The 14,452-nt window shown below is 64.3% G+C and carries 13 protein-coding genes; 11 read left to right on the top strand and 2 right to left on the bottom strand.

Features of this window, described 5'->3' with window-relative positions; genetic code table 11:
• Nucleotides 1-3 precede the first annotated feature (3 nt).
• The gene (locus QEG70_RS02045) at nucleotides 4-933 is read left to right on the top strand and encodes a 2-hydroxyacid dehydrogenase (protein ID WP_308719435.1); all 930 of its coding nucleotides are present in this window, start codon (nucleotides 4-6) and stop codon (nucleotides 931-933) included.
• A 123-nt stretch (nucleotides 934-1,056) separates the two neighbouring features.
• Nucleotides 1,057-1,245, top strand: a complete 189-nt coding sequence (locus QEG70_RS02040) for a hypothetical protein (RefSeq protein ID WP_308719113.1) — start codon at nucleotides 1,057-1,059, stop codon at nucleotides 1,243-1,245.
• A 66-nt stretch (nucleotides 1,246-1,311) separates the two neighbouring features.
• Here QEG70_RS02040 and panS read toward each other — a convergent pair whose 3' ends face one another.
• Complete coding sequence (gene panS, locus QEG70_RS02035) at nucleotides 1,312-2,223, bottom strand: ketopantoate/pantoate/pantothenate transporter PanS (RefSeq protein WP_308719112.1); 912 nt, start codon at nucleotides 2,221-2,223, stop codon at nucleotides 1,312-1,314.
• Between the two features lie 278 nt (nucleotides 2,224-2,501).
• Here panS and QEG70_RS02030 point away from each other — a divergent pair, with 278 nt between their 5' ends.
• From QEG70_RS02030 to QEG70_RS02010, 5 genes are all read left to right on the top strand, one after another.
• Complete coding sequence (locus tag QEG70_RS02030; RefSeq protein WP_308719111.1) at nucleotides 2,502-4,436, top strand: N-acyl-D-amino-acid deacylase family protein; 1,935 nt, start codon at nucleotides 2,502-2,504, stop codon at nucleotides 4,434-4,436.
• Nucleotides 4,437-4,588: 152 nt separating this feature from the next.
• Nucleotides 4,589-5,761, top strand: coding sequence for an OprO/OprP family phosphate-selective porin (locus tag QEG70_RS02025; protein ID WP_308719434.1), 1,173 nt, complete (start codon nucleotides 4,589-4,591; stop codon nucleotides 5,759-5,761).
• Between the two features lie 135 nt (nucleotides 5,762-5,896).
• A complete protein-coding gene (locus QEG70_RS02020) occupies nucleotides 5,897-6,154 on the top strand; it encodes a hypothetical protein (protein WP_240906385.1) in 258 nt (85 codons plus the stop codon).
• 195 nt (nucleotides 6,155-6,349) lie between these two features.
• A complete protein-coding gene (locus QEG70_RS02015) occupies nucleotides 6,350-7,156 on the top strand; it encodes a DODA-type extradiol aromatic ring-opening family dioxygenase (RefSeq protein WP_308719110.1) in 807 nt (268 codons plus the stop codon).
• Nucleotides 7,157-7,193: 37 nt separating this feature from the next.
• A complete protein-coding gene (locus QEG70_RS02010) occupies nucleotides 7,194-7,802 on the top strand; it encodes a YceI family protein (protein WP_308719109.1) in 609 nt (202 codons plus the stop codon).
• On the opposite strand, the gene QEG70_RS02005 is transcribed toward QEG70_RS02010, so the two are convergent.
• On the bottom strand, nucleotides 7,803-8,444 hold the full coding sequence (locus tag QEG70_RS02005; protein ID WP_308719108.1) for a TetR/AcrR family transcriptional regulator: 642 nt from the start codon (nucleotides 8,442-8,444) through the stop codon (nucleotides 7,803-7,805).
• Between the two features lie 129 nt (nucleotides 8,445-8,573).
• On the opposite strand from QEG70_RS02005, the gene QEG70_RS02000 reads away from it, so the two are divergent.
• The 4 genes from QEG70_RS02000 to QEG70_RS01985 all read left to right on the top strand — a co-directional run bounded on the left by QEG70_RS02000 (nucleotide 8,574) and on the right by QEG70_RS01985 (nucleotide 14,446).
• Nucleotides 8,574-9,704: an HlyD family secretion protein gene (locus tag QEG70_RS02000; protein ID WP_308719107.1), complete on the top strand. Its 1,131-nt coding sequence runs from the start codon at nucleotides 8,574-8,576 to the stop codon at nucleotides 9,702-9,704.
• The gene (locus tag QEG70_RS01995; protein WP_308719106.1) at nucleotides 9,701-11,227 is read left to right on the top strand and encodes an MDR family MFS transporter; all 1,527 of its coding nucleotides are present in this window, start codon (nucleotides 9,701-9,703) and stop codon (nucleotides 11,225-11,227) included. The genes QEG70_RS02000 and QEG70_RS01995 overlap by 4 nt, the downstream gene beginning before the upstream one ends.
• A 5-nt stretch (nucleotides 11,228-11,232) precedes the next feature.
• Complete coding sequence (locus QEG70_RS01990; protein ID WP_308719105.1) at nucleotides 11,233-12,741, top strand: efflux transporter outer membrane subunit; 1,509 nt, start codon at nucleotides 11,233-11,235, stop codon at nucleotides 12,739-12,741.
• A gap of 214 nt (nucleotides 12,742-12,955) precedes the next feature.
• Entirely contained in the window at nucleotides 12,956-14,446 is a 1,491-nt protein-coding gene (locus tag QEG70_RS01985) for a glucoamylase family protein (protein WP_374762541.1), read from the top strand.
• Nucleotides 14,447-14,452: the final 6 nt, after the last annotated feature.

Raw genomic sequence — 14,452 nt, 5'->3', positions numbered from 1 at the left:
GCCATGAAGCCCGAAATCCTGCTGCTTGAACCCATGATGGACGCCATCGAGAAACAGCTTGAGGCCGCTTATGTCGTGTACCGGCCTGGGCCTGCCGGGGTGGCGGCGGATGTGGCCGGGCGCATACGCGGCATTGCCACCGGGGGCGGCACGGGCGTGCCCCGTGCGGTGATGGACAGCCTGCCGGGGCTTGAAATCATCGCCATCAACGGCATTGGCACCGATGCGGTCGATCTGGTTGAAGCCCGCAGGCGGGGCATCCGGGTCACCACCACGCCGGGCGTGCTGACCGATGACGTGGCGGACATGGCCATGGGGCTGCTGCTGTCGCTGCTGCGCGGCCTGCCTGAATCGGATCGCTACGTGCGCGCGGGCGCATGGGGCCACGACCCGGCCCCGCCGCTGGGCCACAGGGTATCGGGCCGCCGCATGGGCATTTTTGGCATGGGGCATGTGGGCCAGGCCATAGCCGCGCGGGCACGGGCATTCAACATGGCCATTGCCTATACCGACCGCCATGACATGCACCTGCCGGGCTGCGTGTTCGTGCCGGACCTGCTCACGCTTGCACAGGGCGTGGATACGCTGGTTGTGGCGGCATCAGGGGGCGCAGGATCGCGCAATCTGGTCAATGCGCCCGTGCTCGCGGCCCTTGGGCCGGATGGCGTGCTGATCAATATCGCGCGCGGGTCGATCGTGGATGAAGCAGCACTGGTGGCCGCGTTGGCGGCAGGCACGCTGGGCGGCGCGGGGCTGGATGTCTTTGCGCATGAACCCGACGTGCCCGAGGCCCTGCGCGCATCACCGCGCACCGTGCTGCAACCCCACCGCGCCAGCGCCACGGTCGAAACCCGGCTGGCCATGGGGCAACTGGTGGTAGCCAACCTTGCCGCCCACTTTACTGGCAAACCCCTGCCTACCCCTGTTGTCTGAGCCGGTTGCCCAACAGGCATGCAGTACTGAAAAACGGAAAACGCCCCTGTGCCACCGGCAGCTTGGCGGAACCATCCATATGGGACCACGTTGGGTCAGCAGGCATTTTGCGGAGTACATCCCATGCTGACTCTTCTTATCATCGCACTCATCATCTTCGCCATTGGCGGGGGTGGGTATGGCTATCGCTCCGGCTGGTACGGCGGCCCCCGAAGTACGGGGTTCAACGGGCTGGGGCTGTTGCCCATCATCATCCTGATCGTAGCACTGTTCCTGCTGTTCCACACGCCGAACACAACACCCATGCCCTGACCATCCCATACGGGCGGGGCATGTGTTGCGGCATGCTCCGCCCTGTCGCGGCCTGCACCCGGAAGGTTATTCCGACTTGCGGGGCGGCCGCCCGGCCCACAAAGCCGCCAGCGCCGAGCCGGATATGTTGTGCCAGACCGAAAAGACCGCGCCGGGCAACGCTGCCAGCGGCGAGAAATAGACCCGCCCCAGTGTCGCGGCCAGGCCCGAGTTCTGCATGCCCACTTCCAGCGCCAGCGTGCGGCATACGCTTTCATCAAAGCCCAGCAGCCTGCCCCCCCAGTAACCGCCCGCAAGCCCGATGGCGTTATGCAGTATCACGCCCAGCAGCACGATGGGGCCGACACTGGCCAGGGCGGGCCGCACGCCAGCCACGATGCTGCCAATGATGATCATGATCGACACCATGGCCACCAGCGGCAACGCGGGCGAGATGCGGCGGATGAAGCGCGGGCACAGCGTATTGACCGCAACACCGCCGCACACCGGCAGGGCCACCATCTCCATGATGCTACGAAACAGGCCCCAGCTATCCACGCTCACGCCCGCCGAAACATAAAGCCGGGTCAGAAGCGGGGTTGCGATGATGCCCACCAGCGTGGACAGCGTGCTGATACTGACCGAAAGCGCCACATCGCCGCGTGAAAGATAGATCATGACATTCGATGCCGTGCCGCTCGAGACACAGCCCACCAGCACCATGCCCGTGGCAATCATGGGCGGCATGCGCAGCATGTGCGCAATACCCCATGCCGCAAGTGGCATGACAAGGTAATGCAGCCCCACCCCCGCCAGCACCGGCGCGGGCCTGCGCGCGATGCGTGCGAAATCAGCAGGCGTGAGGGTGACCCCCATGGTGAACATGATGAAGGCCAGCAACGGGGTAATGGCGGGCGTTACGCGCAAAAAGGGGCCGGGCACCAGAACGGCCGCGAGCGAAACCAGCACCGCCCAGACGGGAAAAAGCCGCGTCAGCATGCGCCTACCCCGTACGTTCGCCCTGTCCCGACATCCATCGCCATCATTGTCCTGCCCCACGCCCATCGACCAAGGGGGTGTGCATAGCGGCCCGCCCTGCGCGTGAACAGCCTGTATTGCGCCGATCCTGACGTTACGGTGGTTTACGCAAGCACCCCGGCGTGCAACCCTGCGCCCCGCTGGCGGTTGAAACAGGGGTATGAGCCGGGGCAATGCCATCAATACGCCGCAATACTGTCCCGTCATGTTATCTGCCTTTTATCCCCCTGGAGACCTGCGTGCCCGATACCATCTACCGCAATGCGCTGTTTTTCGATGGCACGGGCGCAAGCCCCACCCGAACCGACATCGCCGTATCAGCGGGCAGGATCTCCGCCATAGGCCATATGCTGGTTGCCGACAGCCACACGACCGAGATCGACTGCGACGGCCTGTGGCTCATGCCCGGCCTGCTCGACATTCACACCCATCTCGACCTCGAGCTTGAACTCGACCCCGCCCTGCCCGAAGTCGTGCGCCACGGCACCACCACGGTCGTGATCGGCAACTGCTCCATTGGCGTGACCTATGGCAACCAGCGCCGCGAGGGTGAAGACCCGATCGTGGACTGCTTTGCCCGCGTGGAGAACATGCCCAAGAGCGTGCTGGCCAAGGTGGCCGATGCATGTGACTGGTCGGATTCACAAAGCTATCTCGATCATCTTTCGGGCCTGAAGCTTGGCCCCAACGTGGTACCGCTCATTCCGCATTCCATGCTGCGCATCGAAGTGATGGGCCTGCGCGATTCCATCTCGCGCCGCCCGACACGGCGCGAGCGCGCGCGCATGGAGCGGCTGGTCGATGCGGGCATGGCGCAGGGTTATGCCGGTTTTTCAACCGATGCCCTGCCCTTTCATTTCCTGGCGAACGACCCGCACAAGAAACGCAAGATTCCCACGCAATATGCCAGCTTCCGCGAACTGAAGCAGTTGACCGGGGTCGTGCGCCGCTACGGGCGCGTGTGGCAGGCCACACCGCCCAAGGATGATATTGTCGATGCCGTGCGCAGCTTCCTGCTCACCAGCGGCAGGCTGTTTGGCCGCCCGCTCAAGACCACGGTGCTCGCCGCGATCGACCTGCAGACCAACCGCGCTGCCGTCTCGATGTGTCTCATGCTCTCGGCCATACTCAATTCAAGGCTGCTCGGCGGCATGTTCCGCTTTCAGGTGCTGGCCGCCTCGTTCCGCATCTGGAGTGACGGGGCGATCAACCCCATTGCCGATGAAATACCGCAACTGCGCGCCCTGAATGAACTCGAACTTGATGACCGCGCGGGGCGGGCGCGCATTCTCAACGACCCGGAATGGATCGCGGGCTTTCGCGAGATGTGGCTCAAGGGCAAGTCTGGCTGGACATTCGACCGCCTGCGCCGCCTGATGCGCCAGGAAGAAACCGTGCTGACCCGCAGCCTGGCCGACATGAAAGTGGCCGAATGCCCGCTTGCCAACTGGCAGGGCGAGACGCTGCTTGCCCCCTATGAGCGCCTTGTGCGCTGGCAGCACACCAAGGGCCGCCAGGGTGCCGCCAATACGGCGGAGGCTGCATTCTTCGCCACCTTCCCCGACCCCGTGCGCGATGATGCCACCTTCCTCCTGCACCTGCTGCGGCAGTGGGATACGGACCTGCGGTGGGAAACCACTTTCGCCAACCGCAATCCCGCGCAACTGAAAAAGCTGCTGTTCAACCCGCAGACCCTGCCCGGATTCAACGATAGCGGGGCGCATCTGGCCAATATCGCGTTTTATGATGGTAACCTGCGCTTCCTCAAGATCGCCGAGCCTGACGGGCCCGAAAAGGTGGCGCTTGCCATCCACCGCCTGACCGGCCTGCCGGCTGACTTTTTCAACCTCAACGCAGGCAGGTTGCGGGTGGGCGCGCAGGCCGATCTGTGCGTGATCGACCCCGAGGCCCTGCGGCGATGGAACCCGGAGGAAACCTATGAATTCGTGCACCGCTCCGAATTTGGCTGCCGACAGGTCATCAACCGCCCCACAGGCGTGGTGCGCCACGTCATGATTGCGGGCCAGCCCGTGTGGACCGAAGGCCGTTATGAGCCCGGTTTTGGCACGACACGCCACGGCAGGGTGCTGCGCGCCAGTGACCACCCGCTCGAGCATCAGCAGGCCTGCGCGGTGGACGGGCGCGTGGTCAATGACAGGCCGGTCATCACGTAACCTTCACCCACGCGCGGGCCGTCCACGCAATTTTTTGATAGATACCCTGCCCTGCCTGTCATGCTATCCCGCCCCATCGGTCATGGCTGGAGAAAGCACGCACCTTGGCATGTCGGCTGCAAACCGGATGCTTGGCATCCCTCTCGGTGGCAATGGCGGCAGCTTGTGTGCCGGTGGCGGCCCCGCATGCCCAGAGCGTGCCCGTGGTCAGGCTGCATGGCGTGACAATCCGGCCCTATGCCACCGACCAGCTTGATACGGGGGGCTTTGTCTCGGCTGGCCCCGCCCACCCCGGCACCGGCGCGCGCGGGGCGCGGCTGCGCAACGGCGTGCGCGTCAATATCCATGACCAGGTGGAAATTGGCGCGATATGGGATTTCGGGCCAGCCCCCAATGGCCCCATGCGGCTGTTCGAGGGGCAGGTCTCCTATACGGGGCTGAGGCATTTCGTCTTTACCGCCGGTATCTTCAAACCCAGCTTTGGCCTTGAATCCATGCAGGCGCAGGGCGATACGGTTTTTGTCGAGCGCTCCAGCATTTCCACCATTACCCGCAACCTCGCCACCGGTATCGAACGCCAGGCCGTGCAGGCGGAGGCCTATGGCAGGCGCTACCATTTTGCCCTTTCCGCCACGGCTGGCACCGCAGGCCCGGGCGAGGATGGCAACCAGCGCGCCATGGCCTTCCGCCTTGTGGGGCTGCCGGTGCGCAGCCATGACGTGGTGGTGCATGCCGGCATTTCGGGGGAATGGGTGTTCCGCCCGGCTTCCATGACGCATAGCCCCCCGGCCATTGCCTTATCTGACAACCCTGAACTCAATACCGGCACGGTCTCGAAATACCTCAATACCGGCCGCCTTGCCGCCACATCCGCCGGGGCCTTTGGCGCGGAGGTCGCCGTGGCGTGGAAGCGGCTGCTGTTTCAGGGCGAGGGTTATGACATCATGCTCGACACCAGCCCTGCTGCTGGCAGCCAGAACCTGAATTTTCATGGCTGGTATGGCATGCTGGCCTATACGATCAATGGCGCGCCGCGCCAGTGGAAAGGGCGTAGCGCCGCCTTTTCCTCCCCCACATGCGCGCGGGGGCAGGATGTATTGTGCAACGGCTATGGCGTGTTGGAAGTCGCGGCCCGCTATTCCGAGGTCAATCTGGATTCAGCCACCGTGCATGGCGGCAGCCAGCAGACTGGCTCGCTCGCCCTGAACTGGTGGCCCACCGCCATCATCCGCACCACCGTGCAGTATGAATACGGGCAGGAAAACGGCGGCAGGGCGCCTGAGCATTTTCATGCCGTCATGTCGCTTTTCCAGATCAAATTCTGAGCGGTAGCGGGACGGCCCTATCCTGAATATGAGGTTTGTAACTTTTTGTTGCCAAACACTCGCCACATTTACCCATGCACACTCATCAGGTCGATGAATCGACAATAACCAGCAAATAAATGAGGAAGACTGACCATGATGATCCGCTCTGCTTCCATTCTCGCCACCGTAGCAGCCATCGCGCTGGCCACCCCGGCCTTCGCACAGGGCCACCCCGATTACTGCAAGTCCGTGTCCAAGGAGCCTTCGGGAGAGTGGAAAATCAATTCCGACACCACCGTCACGGTTGGCGGCGCGCGCGTGGACCTCAAGCCCCAGTCGGTCTATCGCGGAGAAATAAAAATCAACGAGCAGGACGTGCATAACGAGTTCGAAAAAAGCTGCGGCAAGTAAAATCCCGTGACAGGGCCGGTATTGCTTATCCGGCCCTGTCTGCCATGAGTGCGCTCCGCATGGCCTGCCGTTGAGAGAACCTGCATGGTGTCAAAAACGTTTCTGGTGAACAGACGCGCCACCTGAGACTTTTTTCCGAAACAGGTTATTTTCAAACAGCATCCTGTCATGACCCGACAGCGGGAGAACGCCCTCATGGAACCATCCCCACCCCGCCAGCCGGTGCTGTTCGTGCCGCATGGCGGTGGACCGTGCTTTTTCATGGACTGGCCCGATACGTGGGACCACATGGCCGCCCATCTGCGCGGCATTGCCGCCACCCTGCCTGCCCGGCCCGATGGCATCGTGGTCATGTCCGGCCACTGGCAGACGGGGGTGCCAACGGTGACTTCAGCCGCGCACCCGCCGCTGATCTATGATTATGACGGCTTTCCACCCCACACCTACCACCTGCAATACCCCGCCCCCGGCGCACCCGCGCTCGCTGCCGAGGTGCTTGACCTGCTGGCCCGCGCGGGCATGCCCGGTGAGGCCGATGCCGGGCGCGGGTTTGACCATGGGGTGTTCATTCCCTTCATGCTGGCCTTCGCGCAGGCGGATATTCCCGTGGTGGAACTCTCGCTCCCGCGTGAATGCAGCGCGGCCCATACCCTGCACATGGGGGCCGCCGTGCAGCCACTGCGGGCGCGCAATATCCTGATCGTGGGCACCGGCATGAGCTACCACAACGTGCGCCACCTGATGGGGCGCGACCCGCAATCCGATGCCCCTTCGCGCGCGTTCGACACATGGCTTGCGCGGGCGGTGGAATCCCCGCCCCCCATCCGCGCCGAGGCCCTGACCCACTGGGCGCAGGCACCGGGCGCGCGTATCTGCCACCCCACGCCAGAGCACCTTCTGCCGCTGGTCTTCGCCGCCGGGGCGGCAGGAAATGACCTTGGCAGGCGTGACTACAGTGATACGATCATGGGCAAGGCACTGTCCGGCTTCCGCTTTGGCTAAGGCGTGCTTCCCCTTCGCCTGTAAGGACAGGATGCCCATGAGCCTGAAATTCCCCCTCTGCCTGCTCACGGCGCTGGCCATTGCCCTGCCCTCTGCCCCGCTTGCCGCCGCAACCCCTGCGGCCGATGTGCGCCCCGGCCAGTACCGCGTCGAGCCAGACCACACGCAGATTGCTTTCTCGCTGCTGCATATGGGCTTTACGCCGTATGCGGGCCTGCTTGCGGGGGCATCGGGCACATTGCGGCTTGACCCCGCCCTGCCCGCCGCCTCACGCCTGAACGTAACCGTCCCGATAGACAGCATCATCACCACTAGCCCCGTGCTGACCACCGAACTCAAGGGGCAGGACTGGTTCGATACCGCCCGCTACCCCACCGCCACCTTTGTTTCGAGCCGCGTGGTGCCGGTCGGCGCCGACCATGCCAGCGTTACCGGCGACCTGACGCTGCATGGCGTCACCCACCCCGTGGTATTGCAGGTGCAGTATGTGGGTGCGGGCATCAACCCGCTCGACAAGGCCTATACGGTCGGCTTCCAGGCTACAGCCACCATCCAGCGCAGCGCGTTCGGCATGAATACCTACCTTCCCATGGTGGGCGACGAGGTCACGCTGTCCATCGCTGGCGCATTTGAAAAACAGGACTGATCATGCCCCTGCCCGCCCGCCCAGGCCGTGCAGGAAGAATTGCCACGTTTCATCAACATAAGCCGCGCGCGTGGCCGTATCGGGCAGCGGGTTACGCCCGAGCAGGCGCTGCTGTATGGCCCAGCCGGTCATGAGGCCGGTCAGCAGGCGGGCGGTGTGTTCAGTATCATGGCCGGGCGGGATCTGCCCCGCCGCCCCCGCCGCGCGTAGCAGGTTGATGATGCGGCGGTGAAAGGGCGCCACGATTTCATTCATCGCATGGTCGATCAGGGCCGGGTAGCGGTAGCCATCGGCAATCATCATGCGGTAGGTCGCGATCACGTCTTCCTGCATGATGAAGTCGAGCAGCATGCGGCAGACCGCATGCAGGGCCTGAAGCGGATCACGCAGCGAAACCTGCGTATCGTGCTCCAGAAGCTGCGCGCATAAATGGGTAATCACCGCCTTGAACAGCGCCTCCTTCGAGGCATAGCGATGATACAGCGTCTGTTTGCTTGCCCCTGCCGCGCGCGCGATCTGCCCCATTGACGTGCCCGCATAGCCATGGGCGATGAACAGGCCGCCCGCCACTTCAAGCAGGTAACGGTCAAGCTGGGCTGAATCCGCAGGCGTGGGGCGGCCTGAACGGCGCGGTCGGGTCATGGCGTTTGACATCGTGAAACTTCCGGTCTGCGGCGGTCAGGGCAAAGGCTCCGCGCTTTATGTGGCTTGACCGGAGCGTATTGTCCATCCTAACAGAACCGTACCGACCCGTTCCATAAATGGTGGCGCATGCCTGACACCCCCCCGACCGATCCTTCCCCCGCAGGCCAGCCTGCCACACCCAAAAAACCGGCAGACCCGCGCAAGGCCACCATGCGCAAGATGGTGCTCGCCGGTATTGGCGGCGTGGCACTCATCGCCTTTGCCATATGGCTGGTGCATTGGTGGATGCATGGGCGCTTCATCGAGTCCACCAATGATGCCTACCTGCAGGCCGACCAGGTCACGGTTTCCACCCGTGTGGCGGGATTTGTGGATGAGGTGCTGGTGGCCGAGAACCAGAAGGTGAGCAAGGGCCAGGTCCTGTTGCGCCTTGATGAGCGCGACCCCCGCGCGCGCTTCGAGCAGGCCCGCGCGCTCGCCGATCAGGGACAGGCCGCGATTACCCAGACCAAGGCCCAGATCGATGCGCAGGATGCCCAGATCGCGCAGGCGCAGGCCCGCGTGCAGGCGGCCCAGGCGCAGGCCGATTTTGCCGACCGCGAGGTGGCCCGCTACCGCGCCCTTGCCGCAACCGGCGCCGAAACCAGCGAACATTACGACCAGTTGCGCAACAGCAGCGCGCAGGCCCATGCCCAGCTTGCCCAGGCCACGGCGGGCCTGCAATCGGCCCAGCGCCAGCTTGCCACCTACAGCGCCGAGATCCTTCAGGCGCAGGCCCGCATCGAGCAGGCCATTGCCCAGCAGCGCACGGCCCAGGTTGATCTTGACGCCACCACCATCCGCGCCGCCATTGATGGCCGCGTGGGCGACAAGACCGCCCGCGTGGGGCAGTACGCCACCGTGGGCACGCGCATGATGACCATCGTGCCGGTGCAGGACCTCTACCTCGTGGCCAACTTCAAGGAAACGCAGATCCGCCGCATGCGGCCCGGCCAGCCGGTTGAAGTCTCGGTCGATGCGCTGGGTGGCACGAAAATCAAGGGCACGGTCGAGAGTTTCGCGCCGGGCACCGGCGCGCAGTTTGCGCTGCTGCCGCCCGATAACGCCACCGGTAACTTCACCAAGGTGGTGCAGCGCGTGCCGGTGCGCATCCGCATCCAGCCTGAAGGCAGCGAACGCGCCGTGCTGGTGCCCGGCCTGTCGGTTACCGCCGCGGTTGATACGCTGGTCGAGCCTGCGGCGGATGGCGGGCCATGACCGCCGCCCCGGCTGAAGAGCAGGCCCCGCCCGAAAAGGCGGATGCTGCCGCCTGGCTTGCGGTTGCGGCAGGCACCATCGGCGCGCTCATGGCAACGCTTGACACCTCCATCGTCAACTCTGCTCTGCCCACCATCCAGGGCGAGATCGGGGCCAGCAGCAGCGAGGGCACATGGGTCACCACCGCCTATCTGGTGGCCGAGATTGTCATGATTCCGCTGGCGGGCTGGTTCGAGCGTATTTTCAAGCTGCGCAACTTCCTGCTCATCGCCGCCGTGCTGTTCACCATCTTTTCCATGTGGTGCGGGCTGTCGCCCAATCTTTTGCACATGATCATCGGCCGCGTGGGCCAGGGCTTTACGGGGGGTGCCATGATCCCCACCGCCATGACCATCGTGGCCACCCGCCTGCCGCCCGCCCAGCGCCCGGTGGGCATTGCGCTGTTTGGCATGACCGCCGTGCTTGGCCCCGTGATCGGGCCGGTGATTGGCGGCTGGCTGACCGAGAACCTGAGCTGGCATTATGCCTTCTTCCTCAACCTGCCCATCAGCATCGGGCTTGGCGTGCTGCTGTTCGTGGGCCTGCCTGCGGGCAAGATCGACTGGGGCGCGTTTCGCGAGACGGATTATTACGGGCTGGCTGGCCTGATCATGGGCCTTGGCGGCCTGACCGTGGTGCTGGAGGAAGGGCAGCGCGAACGCTGGTTTGAATCCGACATGATCCGTGAACTCAGCGTCATGTGCGCCATCGGCATGGTGCTGCTGGTCATTGGGCAATTCCGTTCGCCCCGGCCGGTCATTCACCTTAAAATACTGCTGCAAAAAAGCTTTTTTGGCGTTTTCATCCTCAGCCTGGGCGTAGGTGGGGCGCTTTACGGCATCCTGTACCTCATACCGCAGTTCCTTGCCGCCGTGCCGGACTACAATTCCGAGCAATCGGGCATGGTCGCGGCCATCAGCGGCGTGCCCACGCTGCTCATGCTGGCGGTGTTTCCCATTCTGGTGCGCAAGCTCGACATCCGCTTCGCCATCGGCTTTGGCATGTTCCTGTATGTGGTGAGCTGTTTCATGAACGCCCATCTCTCGCCAGACAGCGCGGGCGAGCACTTCTTCTGGTCACAGATCGTGCGCGGGTTTGCCCAGTTCTTCTCGCTGCTGTTCCTCAACCAGGCCGCGACCAGTGCCGTGCCCATACAGTATGCCGAGGATGCATCGGGCCTGTTCAACGCCGCGCGCAATCTTGGCGGCTCGTTCGGGCTGGCGGCGGTCGCCACCCTGCATGACCGCAGGCTGGACCTGCACACCGCCCGCCTCGAGGAAACAGTCACCGCCAACTCCCTGGTCGGGCAGGACTTCGTGCAGCATTTTGGCCTTGCCCGCCTCAGCGCGCTCATTACCCGGCAGGCCACGGTCATGACCTATAGCGACCTGTTCTGGATATTTGGCATCGCATTGCTGGCCATGCTGCCGCTGGTCATGCTGATCAAACCCCTCCCCAAAGACGCCGGCATGACGGTGGGATGATAGATATGACGCGCCTTTTCCCCTCCCTGTGCCGCACGCCACGCTGCCTCGCGCTGGGTGTTGCTGCCAGCCTCCCCCTTGCCGCCTGCTCGGTCGGGCCGGACTACAAGGGGCCGCCCCATGTGGCCCCCGTGGCGGAACACGCACGGGCCTTCAACCGCGCTGACCCCACGCGCACCCCGGCGCAGGAGCCGCTGGCGCAGTGGTGGACCGGACTCAATGACCCGATCCTGAACACGCTCATCACCACCGCGCTGCATAACAGCCCGGACGTGAAGCAGGCCGCAGCCCGCCTGCACACGGCCCGCGCTACCCAGCGCGAGCGCTTTGCGGGCTTCTTCCCCGGTGGCGGGGCGGCCGCCTTCTGGGACCGCACGCGCATCCCCACCGGCGATATCACCTCCGTGCTGGGCGGCAGCGGGGCCGAACAGGCCATGACGCTGCCACCGGCCATCAAGTCCGATTCCTATGGCGCTGGTTTTGACGCCAGTTGGGAAATCGACCCCTTTGGCGGCAACCGGCGCGGCTATGAAGGCGCGCGCGCCCAAAGCGAGGCGCAACTGGCGCAGATGGCCGATACAAGGCTGCGGCTCGTGGCCGATGTGGCCCGCAACTATGTCAGCCTGCGTGATGTGCAGAACCGTCTGGCGCTGATGGAGCGCACGATCACGATCGAGCGCCAGATGCTCGACCTGACCCGCCAGCGCCGCGCGCAGGGCACCGTATCGCAGGAGGACGTGGCCCGCTTTGCAGGCCAGCTTGCGCAGGTCGAGGGCGCCATTGCCCCGATGAAGGCCCAGCAGGCCAGCTATATGGATGCGCTCGCCACCCTTGTGGGCCGCGAGCCCGGCCAGCTTGACGCCATGCTGGCCAGCCCGGCCCCCGTGCCGGTGCCGCCTGCGGTCGTGCCGGTGGGCAACCCTGCCGACATGATTCGCAGGCGGCCTGACATTCGCGTGGCCGAGCGCGACATTGCCGCCAATAATGCCCAGATCGGTCAGGCTATTGGCCAGTATTTTCCCAAAATCAGCCTGTTTGGCACGGTGGGCTTTACCGGGGCGAACGGGCAGCGGTTCTTCTCGGGTGACAGTTTTTCCTACATGGGCGGGCCGACACTGGAATGGAGCATCCTGAACTTTGCCCGCACCAATTCGCGCGTGGGGCAGGCGAAGGGCGGGCGTGACGCGGCATTGGCGCATTACCAGAGCGTCGTGCTCGCGGCCCTGCAGGATGCGGAAGGCAGCCTGTCGCGCTTTGGTCACCAGCGCGAATACGTGCTCAAGCTCGATGAGGCCCGCGCCGCTTCCGACCAGTCATGGACACTGGCCCAGCAGCGCCAGCGCGCGGGCACGCTCTCGGTCATCGACGCGCTGGATGTTGAACGCCAGCGCATCCAGATCGAACAGCAGCAGGCGCAGGCGCGCGCCAGCATGACCACGGATTACATCGCCGTGCAGAAGGCACTCGGCCTGGGCTGGCAGGCAGCACCTGCCGCCCCGGCCACCACGCATTGATGGATGTGCCTGTTGCGTGCTTCATGCCGGGGCATGCATGAAGCACGTGGCAAGTCGTTACAATTTGCAATGCAACTCCGGCACCGAAAGCCATGCCCGCATCTTGCCAGCATGCCTGATCTGAATTCATAACGGCATGCAATAGCACCAGGCAGGAGACCGGGCTTTGCGATTTACCCACATGCGGGGCTATGCAGCCGTAGCCCTCTCGGCAATGCTGTGCTGCGCGTCCACTCCTCCCCTCTGGGCCACGACGCCTGCAGTCCCTGCACAGACCGCCGCCCCCACGCCCGCCACGACCGGGAATGCCGACACCATCATGGTCAATGACCTTGAACGGCGCACCTTCCAGTGGTTCTGGGATTCAGGCGACCCGCGCACCGGCCTCATACCCGACCGCTACCCCTCGCCCCAGACCCTGAGCAGTGTCGCGTCCGTGGGTTTCGGGCTGACGGCCTATGGCATCGGGGCCGAGCGTGGCTATATCACCCGCACGCAGGCGGTGCAGCGCACGCTTGCCACCCTGCGCTACCTGATGCAGAGCCCGCAGAATGACAGCCCGGACAGGGCCGCTGGCTATCACGGCTTTTACTACCACTTCCTCGACCGCACGACCGGCCTGCGCTTCAACCGCGATATCGAACTCTCCAGCATCGACACATCACTGCTCATGCAGGGCGTGCTGTTCGCGCAGGCCTATTACACCCGCGATACCGCCCCCGAGCGTGAAATCCGCACCCTGGCGGATAGACTGTACACGCGCGTGGACTGGCAGTGGATGCGCAGGCCCGATAACCGTCTGAGCATGGGCTGGAGTCCCGAGCACCAGTTCATCCCCAATTACTGGGAAGGCTACAGCGAGGGCATGATGGCCTATATCCTTGCCCTCGGCGCGCCAACCCACGGGCTGGAACCCGCCTCGTGGCAGGCCTGGCTTGCCACCAACAACCAGCGCTGGGGCGATTATTACGGCCAGACCTTTCTCAACTTCGCCCCGCTATTCGGCCACCAGTACACCCATGCATGGATCGACTTTCGCGGGTTGCATGATGCCTGGACGCGCGAAAAGCAGATCGACTATTTCGAGAACAGCCGCCGCGCGGTCTATGCCCAGCAGGCCTATGCCATTGCCAACCCTGGCAAATGGCAGGGCTACAGCGCCACGATGTGGGGCCTGACGGCGTGTGATGGCCCAGGTGACGCCACGCAGCAGATTGATGGGCAGCCACGGCATTTCCTGGCCTATTCCGCCCGTGGCGCGGGGCGTGACTACACGCTTGATGACGGCACCATTGCGCCGACTGCCGCGGCCGGTTCCATAGCCTTCGCGCCCGAGATCGTGCTCCCCACCCTGCGCGACATGAAGGTGCGGTACGGCCAGCAGATTTACGGCAAATATGGTTTTGTGGATGCGTTCAACCCCAGCTTTCACGATGGAAAGACATTCTGGACCGACCACGAATATCTTGGCATCGACCAGGGGCCGATCCTGCTCATGATTGAAAACTGGCGCAGCGGGCTGGTGTGGAACGTGATGAAGCGCAGCCCCTATGTCCGCACGGGACTTGAACGCGCGGGCTTTGAAGGCGGCTGGCTGCCTGCGCCCCCCGTTGCCGCCACCGCCCCGCAGCCCAAGACACAGCCCGCGGCAATGGATGGCGCGCATGCAAGTGCGGTGCTGCCTGCTGCCCCCCATCCGTCGTAAAGGCAG

The sequence above is a fragment of the Komagataeibacter xylinus genome (assembly GCF_031081985.1).
Classification (GTDB): Bacteria; Pseudomonadota; Alphaproteobacteria; order Acetobacterales; family Acetobacteraceae; genus Komagataeibacter; species Komagataeibacter xylinus_E.
This window is presented reverse-complemented; position numbering and strand designations above follow the sequence as displayed.

Bases quoted from the DNA above. Each gene is read 5' to 3' on its own strand.
- QEG70_RS02015 (WP_308719110.1), top strand. From the start codon at position 6,350: ATGGAACCATCCCCACCCCGCCAGCCGGTGCTGTTCGTGCCGCATGGC.
- QEG70_RS01990 (WP_308719105.1), top strand. From the start codon at position 11,233: ATGACGCGCCTTTTCCCCTCCCTGTGCCGCACGCCACGCTGCCTCGCG.
- QEG70_RS02010 (WP_308719109.1), top strand. From the start codon at position 7,194: ATGAGCCTGAAATTCCCCCTCTGCCTGCTCACGGCGCTGGCCATTGCC.
- panS (WP_308719112.1), bottom strand. From the start codon at position 2,223: ATGCTGACGCGGCTTTTTCCCGTCTGGGCGGTGCTGGTTTCGCTCGCG.
- QEG70_RS02025 (WP_308719434.1), top strand. From the start codon at position 4,589: ATGGCGGCAGCTTGTGTGCCGGTGGCGGCCCCGCATGCCCAGAGCGTG.
- QEG70_RS02020 (WP_240906385.1), top strand. From the start codon at position 5,897: ATGATGATCCGCTCTGCTTCCATTCTCGCCACCGTAGCAGCCATCGCG.
- QEG70_RS02045 (WP_308719435.1), top strand. From the start codon at position 4: ATGAAGCCCGAAATCCTGCTGCTTGAACCCATGATGGACGCCATCGAG.
- QEG70_RS02000 (WP_308719107.1), top strand. From the start codon at position 8,574: ATGCCTGACACCCCCCCGACCGATCCTTCCCCCGCAGGCCAGCCTGCC.
- QEG70_RS01995 (WP_308719106.1), top strand. From the start codon at position 9,701: ATGACCGCCGCCCCGGCTGAAGAGCAGGCCCCGCCCGAAAAGGCGGAT.
- QEG70_RS02005 (WP_308719108.1), bottom strand. From the start codon at position 8,444: ATGACCCGACCGCGCCGTTCAGGCCGCCCCACGCCTGCGGATTCAGCC.
- QEG70_RS02040 (WP_308719113.1), top strand. From the start codon at position 1,057: ATGCTGACTCTTCTTATCATCGCACTCATCATCTTCGCCATTGGCGGG.
- QEG70_RS01985 (WP_374762541.1), top strand. From the start codon at position 12,956: ATGCTGTGCTGCGCGTCCACTCCTCCCCTCTGGGCCACGACGCCTGCA.